This window comes from Rhizobium sp. 01T417, assembly GCF_056398905.1.
On the sequence record NZ_JBFTQH010000031.1, the window covers coordinates 1 to 12,944 of the forward strand.

9 protein-coding genes and 2 pseudogenes are annotated in these 12,944 nt (G+C 58.5%); 4 read left to right on the forward strand and 7 right to left on the reverse strand.

The annotated features are described in order from the left end of the window. A partial coding sequence (locus AC1DPR_RS23940) for a LysR family transcriptional regulator (RefSeq protein WP_477817249.1) occupies positions 1–399 on the reverse strand: 399 nt, incomplete at its 3' end. 108 nt (positions 400–507) lie between these two features. On the opposite strand from AC1DPR_RS23940, the gene AC1DPR_RS23945 reads away from it, so the two are divergent. Continuing rightward, the gene (locus tag AC1DPR_RS23945; RefSeq protein WP_018859157.1) at positions 508–771 is read left to right on the forward strand and encodes a helix-turn-helix domain-containing protein; all 264 of its coding nucleotides are present in this window, start codon (positions 508–510) and stop codon (positions 769–771) included. A gap of 120 nt (positions 772–891) precedes the next feature. On the opposite strand, the pseudogene AC1DPR_RS23950 reads toward AC1DPR_RS23945, so the two are convergent. The 5 genes and pseudogenes from AC1DPR_RS23950 to AC1DPR_RS23970 all read right to left on the reverse strand — a co-directional run bounded on the left by AC1DPR_RS23950 (position 892) and on the right by AC1DPR_RS23970 (position 3,590). Next, positions 892–1,394, reverse strand: a pseudogene (locus tag AC1DPR_RS23950) (GNAT family N-acetyltransferase). Then, on the reverse strand, positions 1,391–1,690 hold the full coding sequence (locus AC1DPR_RS23955) for a type II toxin-antitoxin system TacA family antitoxin (protein WP_026372041.1): 300 nt from the start codon (positions 1,688–1,690) through the stop codon (positions 1,391–1,393). Before AC1DPR_RS23955 ends, AC1DPR_RS23950 begins: the two are co-directional and overlap by 4 nt. A gap of 137 nt (positions 1,691–1,827) precedes the next feature. Further along, on the reverse strand, positions 1,828–2,121 hold the full coding sequence (locus tag AC1DPR_RS23960) for a type II toxin-antitoxin system RelE/ParE family toxin (RefSeq protein ID WP_018859154.1): 294 nt from the start codon (positions 2,119–2,121) through the stop codon (positions 1,828–1,830). Continuing rightward, positions 2,118–2,426, reverse strand: a complete 309-nt coding sequence (locus AC1DPR_RS23965; protein WP_018859153.1) for a type II toxin-antitoxin system RelB/DinJ family antitoxin — start codon at positions 2,424–2,426, stop codon at positions 2,118–2,120. Before AC1DPR_RS23965 ends, AC1DPR_RS23960 begins: the two co-directional genes overlap by 4 nt. A 228-nt stretch (positions 2,427–2,654) precedes the next feature. Beyond that, positions 2,655–3,590 carry a LysR family transcriptional regulator gene (locus tag AC1DPR_RS23970; RefSeq protein ID WP_018859152.1) on the reverse strand — a complete coding sequence of 312 codons (936 nt, stop codon included), beginning with the start codon at positions 3,588–3,590 and terminating at the stop codon, positions 2,655–2,657. Between the two features lie 107 nt (positions 3,591–3,697). Between AC1DPR_RS23970 and AC1DPR_RS23975 the strand changes: the two genes are divergently transcribed. Then, positions 3,698–4,717, forward strand: a complete 1,020-nt coding sequence (locus tag AC1DPR_RS23975) for a YeiH family protein (protein ID WP_477817250.1) — start codon at positions 3,698–3,700, stop codon at positions 4,715–4,717. Positions 4,718–5,069: 352 nt separating this feature from the next. Here the strand turns inward: AC1DPR_RS23975 and zwf are convergent, their stop codons facing one another. Beyond that, positions 5,070–6,521, reverse strand: coding sequence for a glucose-6-phosphate dehydrogenase (gene zwf, locus AC1DPR_RS23980; RefSeq protein ID WP_018859150.1), 1,452 nt, complete (start codon positions 6,519–6,521; stop codon positions 5,070–5,072). A gap of 261 nt (positions 6,522–6,782) precedes the next feature. Here zwf and AC1DPR_RS23985 point away from each other — a divergent pair. Together AC1DPR_RS23985 and AC1DPR_RS23990 are read left to right on the forward strand one after the other, a co-directional pair. Then, a pseudogene (locus AC1DPR_RS23985) lies at positions 6,783–11,893 on the forward strand (RecQ family ATP-dependent DNA helicase). An 85-nt stretch (positions 11,894–11,978) separates the two neighbouring features. Further along, positions 11,979–12,764, forward strand: a complete 786-nt coding sequence (locus AC1DPR_RS23990; RefSeq protein ID WP_477817251.1) for a DUF429 domain-containing protein — start codon at positions 11,979–11,981, stop codon at positions 12,762–12,764. Positions 12,765–12,944 lie beyond the last annotated feature (180 nt).

Consider the following 12,944-nt stretch of genomic DNA (forward strand, 5'->3'; position numbering starts at 1 on the left):
GATGATCTCGCCGGTATTGCCAGAGGCGATGTGGATGCGGACATCGGGATACTTGCGGGCGATCTTGGCAAGGAAGGTTGGCAGCATGCCCATGGTGGCCGGGTAGATGCTGCCGATCCTGATCTGGCGGATGCGGCTGCCGCCGGCAGCCCGCGTCAGTTCGGTGGTCAGGTCGATGTCGCTCAAGATTCGCACACAGCGATCGTAGAAGGTTTCCCCTGCCCTGGTCAGTTCCACCCTTCTCGTCGAGCGGATGAACAGCGGACAGCCAAGCTCCCTTTCCAGCGACATCACATGATTGCTTAAGGCCGGCTGGGCAATGTGCATCCGGGCTGCCGCCCGGCCGAAGTGCAGTTCCTCGGCCACCGCTTTGAAATAGGAGAGTTGGCGTAGTTCCATGAGGTTCGCCGATCCGCTTTTCCCAGAGAATCCCTGTCCGGGAGGATTAATATATTATGTCGGATATATCCTATGGATTAATGCAACGCAAGATGGTGGCCATGAAATATGGACACTCGTGCTCGCATCGCTTGGAACCTTCGACAATTGCGCTCATCGCTGGGCGTTACTCAGGAGAACCTGGCGGTCGATGCAGGAGTAGATCGCACAGTGATCAGCGATCTCGAACGAAGCAAACACAATGCGTCAATTGATCTGCTTGATCGCCTTGCAAGGGCTCTCAAGGTGGACGTTGCGATCTTTTTCACCTCGCCTGATCCGGCCGATCCTAGGCCGGAGCCATTGAAGCCCGGTCGCAAATCGCACAAATAATGTTGGAAAAACCTAATCGGTCGCCTTGACGAGAAGCGAACCCACAAAACGGCATGGTTTCTACACTGGTTACAGCAAGTTAGAAACGACTGTAAGTGCGCTGCGCCAAACGTCGACAAACTAAGGTTGGGAGTTCATCGCGCTGTTGAGATCATTCAAGCCGCTCATCAACATCATGGAATCAGATGGCGAAGGCAGAAAGCCCACCGCCTCATAGAAGGCTCGCGTGTCATCGGAAATCGCATGCACCAGCACGCCGCGGATGCCGAGGATCTCTACGGCATTGAGCAAGCGCAAGCCTGCGTCGCGCGCCAATGCTCTGCCGATCCCGCGCCCTGATAGGACTGATCAATGCCGAGACGACCAAGCACGGCAACCGGATTGGATCTGGCATGTTGCGCCGAAAGCGGCCAGGCACTTCCGGCTGTTTCACTGCGCCCGAAAGCGAGTGCGTAATTGGCGATGACGCGATTTTCTTCACACACGACAAAGGTGCGCGATGCGCCATTTGCCTGATTGACGCGGGCGCGGCGGCGCAGCCAGTCATCCAGTTCAAGGACGCCGGCATTAAGTTCTGGAAGCTCGTGGTGATCGGGCAGTGGTATCGGTGCGCTGAGGGTCACGCCTCATCCCACGGCGCTTTGGTCGACATGGTGCGTTTCAGACGCTCACTGGGCTGCGTGGGCGCATCCAGTCGCGCAAGGTATTCGGCATAGATTTCGGGGCTGACCGTGAAGATAGTACGGTCGAGCAGCACTTCCTCTGCGCGGCGTTCAGAGGCCTCCAGCATGAAATCCGTGCGCGTCTTGCCAAGTAATTCAGCAGCGCGGTCTATCAAGTTGCGGGTCGCAGGCTTGATCCGCATATTCAGCGGCACGCTGGCGTCCGGGCTTTTACTCCTATGCGGGGTGGTGGGCATAGACATCTCCTATTTCCACCGACCATATAGCGGAACGACGTCATCTTTACACGTTTCGTGTCGCGCTGTTTCGACACCTCAACTTCATTGCCGGTCTTGAACGGATCCGAACCGACGCACCGCCAATAAGGGCCGATCTAGCTGGTCGGCAGGGAGTCTGGCCATTCCTGCATGCCATGAAGGACGCGAAGAATGCGTACGGTTGTTTCACTCACGGTGTACGCCGCTACATACGGCGTCCCGTTGATCACAAGTTCGCGCGTGCCAGGAATTCTGCCAATGCGACCGCTTGCAGGAAAATCGATCAGGCGGCGAGTTACGGCCACAATCCGTTCATCGATCAAGACGGCAGCTGAAGGATTATCTGTCTCGATATATGTGAATATGGCATCGCGATCAGATAACGCGAACGCAGACCACGTAAGCTTCACGATTTGCGCGCGCTCGCCCTAAGTCGGGCTGCCGCTCGACGTTCCGCAAAATGGGCATCAACCTCATTATCTGAGATGTCCGGTCGGGTATCGTTCAGCGCCTCAAGCACCCTAGTGCGAAACCAAGCGTCATGCGCCTCGCTACTCGAAAGGAGTTCGAGGGGCAGCGCGCCCTCGTTGGCCGTGCGGGTCAGCAGGATACGGACTGCGTCCGATACCGTAAGGCCCATGCTCTCAAGCACGGCGGAGGCACGATCCCGAATTTCGGCATCAATGCGCGTTTGGACAAGTGCATTTGCAGCCATAGCTTTCTCCACGTCTGAAGAGAAGGTAATGCATTTGAATGACAAATCAACAAGAAGTTTCGAACCATCATCAATCGCTTGCGGCAATTTTGAGCTCTTGAAAGGATCCGAACCGTCGCCACCTGATTTGGCTAAGCTACTGGATTATTGGAAAATCTGCCACATAAGCCGCTGTTGTGGAATAATCGCTACGACTATGCGGGCTGCAGGAAGACCGGCCCCGGTATTTTATCGAGCCGGCACATAGTTTGCCGCAACCGTTTTAGCGCTGGATGAGCTTTGAGCCGAATGGCGGCACATCTCGATTAGCCTCGAGGCGGCCTTGCTGCTGTGCCGCTCCTTGTGTCTCAGGAGTCGGAACTCGCGAATCGGCCGGCAGAAGTTGATTTCGATGAGCTTGCCGGCTTCGATGTGCTGCTGGGCAGCAAGGCGGGAAACGGCGGCGGCACATATGCTGTCTTTCAGCGCCGACAAGATCGCCTCGTTGGAGGGAAGCACCATCGCGACATTCAGATCATCGGAATTGACACCGATCTTGGCCAGCGCATGCTCGAATACCGAGCGGGTTCCAGAACCAACCTCGCGCATCACCCAGCGGGCGGTCGTGAGATCGCTGGCGGCAAGCGTCTTGGCGTCAGCCCAGGGGTGGGTTGCCGCCACAACGACCACCAGTTCGTCCTGGTCGATCACCGATGCGGCAAGCGCCGGCTCATCGAGATCGCCCTCGACGAAGCCGACATCGGCCTCGCCATTGATGACGGCGTCGGCCACTGTACGGGTGTTGCCGATGGTGAGGTTGAGGTCGATGCCGGGGTGAGAGGCATGAAACCGCATGAGACGGGAGGGCAGCCAGTAGCTTGCGATCGTCTGGCTGGCGAAGACGCTGAGCGTTCCCCGCTGCATCCCGCCGAGTTCGCTGAGTACGAGTTCGGTTGCGCGCGCTCTCGCCAGCAGCGTTTTCGACTCGGAGAGAAAAATCCGGCCGCTCTCCGTCAGCTCGATGCGCCGGCCGACTCGGTGAAAAAGCTCGACGCCATAACGGTGCTCCAGGTTCTTGATGGCCGTGCTGACGGCGGATGGCGTAAGATTGATCGAGGCGGCGGCCTTGGTGAGATGCTCGCGCTCCGCCACCGCGACAAAAATTGCAAGCTGTTCAAAGGTCATGGGAAATCATTCTACTTTCTCGAATAAAATGTAGAAGAATATTCGATGGAAGTCGACGCAATTAGCTGAAAAATCTGAAGGGCAATCTCTGAATTCCAGGTGCCCCGATGACCCTCCAGAACTATTTCAAACATAGCAGCCAGATCGTTCCTGGCCTGCTCGTCTGTATTGGCGTTGCTGCCGCTGCTGATCTGTTCGAGCGGCTCGAACTTGCGGTGTTCGGCGTCGGTCCATTGGAAGCGCTCGTCTTTGCGATCGTTATCGGGATCGTCACGCGAACGGCTTTGCCCAGCAGGAAATCCTGGCAGCCTGGTATCAGCTTCAGCTCCAAGACATTGCTCGAGATCGCCATCGTGCTCCTTGGTGTGTCCTTGAGTTTCGGGACGCTGTGGAGTGCCGGTGTGACACTTGTTGTCTGTGTCGTGGCGATCGTTGTCATCTCGATCTGCGTCAGCTTCCTCGTCGCTCGTATGTGCGGCCTATCCGACCGACTCGCCATGCTGATCGCCTGCGGCAATTCGATATGCGGCAACTCCGCCGTCGTCGCTGTGGCGCCGGTCATAGACGCGGATTCCGATGAGGTTGCTTTCGCGCTCGCCTTCACCGCGGTCCTGGGCGTTGCCTCCTTGCTCATTCTGCCGCTGATTTATGTCTATGCGGGCATGACGGCGAGACAATATGGTGCGCTGGCAGGCCTGACCGTCTATGCGGTGCCGCAGGTCCTCGCTGCGGCCGCTCCTGCGGGGTTGGTCGCCGTGCAGACCGGAACAGTGATCAAGCTCCTGCGCGTCTTGATGTTGGGGCCGGTCATCTTCGTTCTCGGCCTTCTCCGGATGAACCACAGCGACTGCGCGCAGGAGCAGCGCGGTCTCGTTCCCTGGTTCATCATCGGCTTCATCGTCGTGGTGATCGCCCGTTCGATGGGACTCATTCCCACCGCCCTCATCCCGATCCTCCTGACGATCTCGGGCGGCCTGACGGTCGTTGCGATGGCCGCGCTCGGCCTCTCGGTCAACATATGGACGGTGGCCAGCGCAGGGAAGCGAGTAATTTTCGCGGCGTCGGCTTCGCTGCTATTACTGACGACGATGAGCTACTGTTGCGTAGTCCTCGTCCTCGCGAAGTGAAGGTGCCCAAGAGACAGAGGCAGAACGGCGTTGCCAGGTTAGGGTTTTGACGTGCGCTTCGCCATCGCGGGTGGCTCAGCCACTGGTCCCAATCACGGCCCTCAATTCGCGATCGCCCTGAGGCGTTTCAGATGGACGGCGATGGCTAAATGTTGCGAACGGGCGGCATGAAGAGATTACGCACTATTTGGGCGAAGCAAACTATCATCGCTGAAGCCGAAGATTTAAACGTTCGACGAAAGCAACATTGTTCGCGATAGGCTGCGCCAATCAATAAGCTTGGACCTCGCCGGTGGCGAAGAGCTCCATGACAATCTGATCGCCCCGATATGCATGCCGGCAAGGATGCCGGTTACTCCTTGGCCGAATCTCGCCAGGCTCGCTCGAACGGTAGGCGCCAGGCATGCGGGGCGATGAGTTGGTGGATCGATTTCGGGCCCCAACCGCCCTGATCATAGAGGCGCACTGGCGGTGGGTTTTCCAGAAGAGGTTGCGAGACCTCCCACAATCGCTCAATGCCCTCGGCGGTGTTGAACAGCGTGTGATCGCCACGCATGGCGTCGAGGATCAGGCGCTCGTAGGCCTCGAGCACTTCGCCGATCAATCCGGTTTCGCTCATGGCGAACTGCAACGATAGCTTGTCGAGCCTGAAGCCAGGGCCAGGCCGCTTGCCATAGAAGGACAGGGAGACCTTTGAGGCATCGGCAAGGTCGAACGTGAGGTGGTCCGGCCCTTGTGCCCCAACGCCCGAACCGGCCGGAAACATCGACTTGGGTGGCTCTCGGAAGGCGATCGAGATGATGCGTTGACCCTCGGCCAGACGCTTTCCCGTACGCAGGAAGAAGGGCACACCGGCCCAGCGCCAGTTGTCGATGGCGCATTTTAAGGCGATGAAAGTATCGGTGTCGCTCTCCGGATCGACCCCGGGCTCCTTGCGGTAGCCGATGTATTGGCCGCGGACCACGTCGCGCGGCTCGATCGGCAGCATGGAGCGAAACACTTTGTTCTTTTCCTCCGAGATCGGCGCCGGCTCCAGAGCCGTGGGCGGCTCCATCGCCATGAAGGCGAGGATTTGAAAGAGGTGAGTTACCACCATGTCGCGATAGGCGCCTGTCGTCTCGTAAAAGGCGGCGCGAGTGGAAAGCCCTAGCGTCTCCGGAACGTCAATCTGCACGTGATCGATGAAGTTACGGTTCCAAATCGGCTCGAAAAGGCCGTTGGCGAAGCGGAAAGCCAGAATGTTCTGTGCCGGTTCCTTGCCGAGGAAGTGGTCAATACGGAAAATCTGCTTCTCGTCGAAAACCTCGTGCAGTTTCGTGTTCAGTTCCACAGCGCTGGCAAGGTCCGTCCCAAATGGCTTCTCCATGATAATCCGGCAACGCTCGACCAGTTCGGCCTCGGCAAGGAGTTGCACGGCTGGAAGCGCCGCCTTCGGCGGCACAGAGAGATAGTGCACGCGCCGCGTCTCCGGCCCAAGCGCCTCCTCTGCCCGCTTCACCGCTTCCTTCAGGACGCCGGCGCCGGCAGAGAGCGAGACATAGTCAAGCGAAGCGGAGAAATCTTCCCATTCGGCCTCCGTGAACTTGCGAGTCAGGAACTGATTCAGCGACTCGCGTGCGATGGCGCGGAAACCATCGGCATCAATCTCGTCGAGTGAGACGCCGACGATGCGGCACCCCGGGATGAAGCCGGCCTTAATGAGATGAAACAGCCCCGGCAGCAGCTTGCGCCGTGAGAGATCGCCCGTTGCACCGAAGAGAACGACGAGCTGCGGATAGCCAGGTCCGACCCGAGTGGAATTCATTCGCACAGTGCCCGTTCCCTTTTTCTGCCGTTGCGCCCTGAATAGAGGCATGAATTACTCAGTCAATCAAGGTCTTACGGTCTTTGTGTGCGGGAAGCCTCGCGGCTGCAGGGACGACGGAAGACTGCGAAATCGGCGTTACGCGGAACACACCTTCCCGGGTGGAGCCGCCGTCGCATGTTCTCACCTCTAGCGTGCGCTCGTCCGTCGTGCTTATCTCGCAAAATCACGATGTTGATGTCGCGGGTGGAAGACTGACGCATGGGTGGAGTCGAGATCAGTCACATTGATGATTCTCTCGTTAGCCGTTGCCTGTCGATCGACCTTGAGGTTAATCCGGGCCAAGCCAAGATTTTCGCCTTTGCCGCGGTTCGTTCCCAGGGCCAAAAGGTGGTTTTCCGAAGCGGAAACCGCGAAGCCGCGCTTGACGGTCTCGAGGGCCTCGCTTCCGAAGCCGACTTCCTGCTTGGCCACAACATACTAAGATTTGATCTTCCACACCTCGGAGCCGTAAGGCCACGTTTCGCGCAGTTAGCAGCAAAGCCAATTGATACACTTTGGCTAAATCCCCTGGCCTTTCCGCGCAATCCATATCACCGTTTGGTCAAGCACCATCACGACGGGCGGTTGCAAGCAGGACATGTTAACGATCCGGAGCTGGATGCGCGCCTCGTCTTCGAGGTGCTGGCCAACCAGCTCGCAGCCTTTGCAACCTTGGCGCAGGAGACGCCTGCCGCTCTTATCGCCTACCACTACCTGACCACCTGCATGCCGGGGAGTGACGGGTTCGATGCCTTGTTTGCCAGCTTGCGCAGAGCGCCTAGGCCTGGAGCGGAACAGGCCACGAAGGCGATGATGGAGCTGCTCGATGGTCACGCCTGCCCTTGGCGGATTCAGCAAACACTGAGCCGTCTGTCCTCAGCACAGCTCGGGTGGCCGATGGCATATGCACTCTCGTGGTTTCGGTCGCAGGCGGGGATTCCGTTATGCCGCCTTGGGTGCGGGCGCAATTCCGTGAGGCATCGCTGATCGTTCGGCATCTCCGCGATCGCGCGTGCGACGACCCAGGCTGCCACTGGTGCCGGGAAAAGAACGACCCGAGGAAAGCGCTCTCGCGCTGGTTTGGCTTTGACAGCTTTCGACCGGAGCCAAAGGACGATGCCGGGCGCCCCTTGCAGGAACGCATTGTTGCAGAGGCCATGGAGGGTAAATCCGTTCTCGGTATCCTTCCTACTGGAACTGGGAAGTCTGTCTGCTACCAAATTCCCGCGTTGGCGCGCTTCGACAAGATCGGCGCGCTTTCTGTTGTCATTTCGCCTCTCGTCGCACTGATGGCCGATCAAGTTCAAGGTCTCGCGCGGCACGGAATCAGCGGCTGCGTTACGATCAACGGGCTTCTCTCAATGCCGGAACGCCATGCTGCGCTGGATCAGGTGCGGCTGGGCGATGCTGCGATGCTGCTAATCTCGCCCGAGCAGCTCCGTAGCCCCTCGGTGCGGTCGGTCCTCTCGCAGCGGGAGATCGGATATTGGATCCTGGATGAAGCCCACTGCGTCTCAAAGTGGGGACATGATTTCCGACCCGACTACCGCTACATCTCGCGCTTTATCCGTGAATACTCCGGCGATCAGGAGCCCGCGCCAGTGGTTTGCCTGACTGCGACGGCCAAGCCGGAAGTCGTGCGTGATATCCGCGATCACTTCCAGTCTCGCCTTGGCGTGGAACTGCTCCTTCTCGACGGCGGAGCAACCCGTGAGAACCTTACCTTCGAAGTTCAAGAGACCCATCGTAACCGCAAGCTAGCCGATATTCTCGATACGATCGAACGCGCCCTTCCACGCGATGGTGCTTCGGGTGCGGTTGTTTATTGTGCAACGCGATCTGCGACCGAGCGTATCGCGGATTTCCTACAGCAGCAGGGATTGGCCGCCGACTTCTTTCACGCCGGCTTGACGCCCGAACGCAAGCAGGAAGTGCAGGAGCGTTTCCGTGTCGGTGAGCTGCGGGTCATTGCAGCGACCAACGCCTTCGGCATGGGGATCGACAAGCCCGATATCAGGCTCGTGGTGCATGGTGATATTCCGGGTTCGCTCGAAAACTATCTGCAGGAAGCAGGAAGGGCCGGGCGTGACCGCGATCCCGCGATCTGCGTGCTTCTGTTCAATACCGAGGATGTCGAGCGGCAATTCTCCCTTAACGCCCGCTCGCGTCTGGCCCGGCATGAGATAGGCGCAATCTTAAAAGCTCTCCGACGGCTCGATACCCGGGGAAAATCTAGCGGCGAGGTCGTCGCCACGCCAGGCGAAATAGTGCGGGAAGAGACAGCACACGAATTTGAACGCGACAGCGCAACTGATGACACGCGGGTGAAAACTGCTGTTGCCTGGCTCGAAGAGTCGACACTGCTGACTCGGGAAGAGAACCGGGTGCAGGTCTTTCCTTCCTCCCTGCGAATCCGCACCATGGAAGAGGCCGAGGCGATCCTGTCGAAGGCCGAGCTCGTCGGAAGCCGGCGCAAGCAACTTCTGGACCTAGTACGGCATCTAATGACAGCCTCTCCCGATGCGGGGGTCTCGACCGACGAGCTTTCCGGAGCCAGCGGTCTGACAGGCGGGGCACTTCGGAAGGCTTTGTCCGATCTCGAGACGCTTGGTATCGCGACCGACGACACGGCCATTACAATCTTTATTCATGTCGGGGTCGAGGGCGCATCAAAACAGCGCTTCCAAATCGCTACGGCCCTGGAAACCGCGTTGATCGCAGCGATGCGTGAAGCGTCGCCCGATGCAGAGGGTGGCGAAGCGCAACCCTTACTTCTCGCAGCAACCTGTCAAATTCTACGCGATCAGGGCCATGTCGGGGCGCGCCCGGACCTGATTGAGGCGCATCTGCGGAGTTTGGCGCAGGATGGGCGCGATGAGGAAGGCGGGCGCGGCAACATCCATCTGCGCAAAGCGAACCGGAACACCTACTTGGTGCGGATGCAGCGGTCCTGGGAAATGGTAAGCCGGACGGCGGAAATCCGGCGTCGCGGTGCAGAGCTTTTGCTCCAGCATCTCGAAGGGTTGGTGGCGAAAGGCACGCGCGGCAAAGATCTCAGGGTTGAGACCACGATGGGCAAGATGCAAGCCGCAATCATGGGGGATGTTTTCCTGAGGGGCTCGGTCCGGGATGCGACCAAGTTGCTCGGCAGGGCACTTATGTGGATGCACGAACAAGGCGTGATCACACTTGGCCGGGGTCTGACGATCTTCCGCCCAGCGATCACCGTCCACCTTCGCCCCGGCGGTGGTCAATTTACTCAAAAGGACTTTTTGCCTCTCGAGGATCATTACAGCGAGCAGACCATCCAGACACATATCATGGCGGCCTATGCAGAGCGCGGCCTAACCTCAACGCAGGACGCCGAGCTGCTCTCGGCGGACTATTTCAAGCTGGATAAGGAAGCCTTCTTGAAGCGCTGGTTGCCAGATCGAGCGGGCGAATTGCGCCGCCAAACGACACCGGAAAGCTGGCGGCAAATCGTGGACGGTCTTGGTAATCCGGTGCAGTCGAAGATCGTCGCCGATGATCGCGAACAGACGAACGTGCTAATCCTTGCAGGACCAGGCTCCGGAAAGACACGAGTGCTGGTGCATCGCGTCGCTTATCTGGTGCGGGTCAAACGCGAAGATCCGCGCGGTATTCTTGTTCTGACCTATAACCGACATGCCGCAGTCGAAATCCGCAAGCGATTAAAGGGGCTGATCGGTGACGACGCGAACAGCGTAACGGTCTCGACCTGTCACGCGCTCGCGATGCGACTGGTTGGAGCAAGTTTTGCAGGCGAAGCCGATACCCCGCATGAGTTCGACAAGATAGTGATGGAGGCCGTCACGCTGCTGAAAGGCGAAGGTCTTCCGAAGGTCGAAGCCGAAGCCCTCCGCGAAACACTAATTCAAGGCTATCGCTGGATCCTAGTCGACGAGTATCAGGATATCGGTCCCGAGGAATACGCCCTGATCGCTGCCGTGGCAGGCAGGTCGCTCGACGACCCTGACCAGCGCCTCAGCCTTTTTGCTGTAGGTGATGACGACCAGAACATCTATGCCTTCGCCGGCGCTTCGATTGAGTTCATCCGACGCTTCGAGGCTGATTACGCTGCCAAACCCAGCTATCTGACCGAGAACTATCGCTCCACAGCGGCGATTATCCATGCAGCCAATCGTGTGATTGCGCCAGCTCCTGACCGGATGAAGACCGGCCATGACATCATGATCAATCGAGATCGGGCTAAGGCACAACAAGGCGGCTCACTAGCGTTATTGGATCCAGTCGCGCACGGCCGGGTTCAGCTTTTGCGCACTGCGCCAGCCCCTGCAGCGCAGGCCATCGCAGCCGTCGATGAACTGATCCGCCTGTCGCAGCTGGTGCCGGACTGGTCCTGGTCAAAGGCGGCGATCATCGCACGAGAATGGCGGCTCCTGGAACCAGTGCGTAGCTATTGTGAGGCGCGTGGTGTGCCGGTGCATCTCGCGAGCGAAGGTATGCCTCCGTTTTGGCGTTTGCGGGAAGTGCGAGAATTCCTCAAATTCCTCAAGGCCGAGCCAACGAAGATGATTGCGGCTGAAGCCATGCAGGATTTTGTCACCAGACAGCCTTCAAATGATTGGTGGGCTCTGATCGCCGAAGGTATCGCGGCACTTGACTCCGAAATCGACGGCAAAGCGGTTCCAGTCATAGACATCATCGAGTTGTTGGCCGAATGGATTCGAGACAATCGTCAAGAGCAGTATGGGTTGATGCTTCTGACCGCGCATCGTGCCAAGGGACTGGAGTTTGATGATCTAGTTATCCTTGACGGCGGTTGGGATCGGAAATCGAAAGAGGAGGACCGCGACGCGCCACGCCGGCTGTTTTACGTCGCTATGACACGGGCGAAGCGCAGCCTGGCGATCGTATCGATGCAGGACCGGCACCCGATATTGCAGGAAGTCGTAGCGACCCTGGTGGAGCGGAGGATCACCTCAGATGAGGCTACACAGTCAGAATGCGGTTTGCAGTATCAAACCGTAGAGCCGCACATGGTGGATCTTTCCTGGGTGGGCAGGCAGGCGGCGAACCATCCGGCCCATCAAGCGCTGGCGCGGATACGAACAGGTGATCCCGTTCAACTGATAGAAATCAACGGACGTTGGGAGATCCGGGTCGGTGGCGGAGTGACTGTCGGACGGATGGCTCAGGGCTACCGTCCGCCTGAAGGGTCGTTCATTAGAGGCGAGGTCGGCGCAATCATCTGTTGGCGCAAGGTCGACAATGCTGAAGAATTTCGCGGCACGCTTCGCCGTGAAGCGTGGGAGGTTGTTCTTCCAGAGCTGGTTTTTCGCCACTGAGGAACTCAGCATGTTTTCGATGTCGAAACAATGGGGCGGCTGGTCATAGTGATTAGCGTGGTGCAGGACACCAAACGGGGAGGCTATGGTAGATTTAGACGGTATTGCGCTGCTGGGTATCGACGTCGGCTTCTCGAGATCGCGACCAACGACGGGTATCGCTTGGAGCAAAGGTGGAGCATTCAAAGCTACAAAGACATACACCGACTGGCAGCGCCGTAGTCAGCACATTCCCTCAGCGACGACATTCGCTGTGATCGCAATCGACGGTCCTCTTGTTCCTCTCGGTTCGGCCGACAGTCTCGAACGTCTCTGTGAGCGAATCTTCATTCGCGGCTCCTTCCAAGTGCGATGCAAGCCGGGCTTGAGCCATCATGGGTATGGACGCGACTTGAGGCGTGCCGCAGCGGAGACGGCGGAGCAGGTCGTGCATCTCGCCGCCCGGAATACTGCAGTGGAAAGGACAATTCGGATTGGTGCCTCGATTGTTGAAGCATTTCCCAACGCATTCTTAGGGGTTCTTTTACCCGAAGCGCGCTTCGCAATGCCGGCGGCGGGCAAGCGCAAGAAGTTCGATTGGCTGTATGATCACGCCGTCGATAGTGGTGTTCTCGAAAATCTGTTTCATACGATCGGATGGCAGAACCTCGAACTGGTAGGCACTGTATTGGCTGAGAGGGATCACGAGAAACGGGCCGCCTGGATCTGCCTCCTTACTGCAGCGTGCCCCGCGGCCGGAAAGTCAGAGGTTGTCGGTGACGAGCTTGGCGGGTGGTTTTGGCTGCCCCCCACAGATCTCTGGGCTCCATGGGCGCGTGACGCCTTGGCCCGCAACACCACAGAGTTGTGGAGAAACACGCATGCCAGCTGAGCCTCAGTCGCCACGCGACGCAGACAACGCTTCGGCAAGCGCTCGTCACGGAACGAAGCGATATCCTGCTGGCCCAAGCCAATCATCGTCCGGTAAGCCAACTCGCCTCTAGGATTATCCCGGCGTCTCAAGATACGTATCGCCTTTGCACTTGCGACGAGCCCTTGCCTCGTCAGTAAG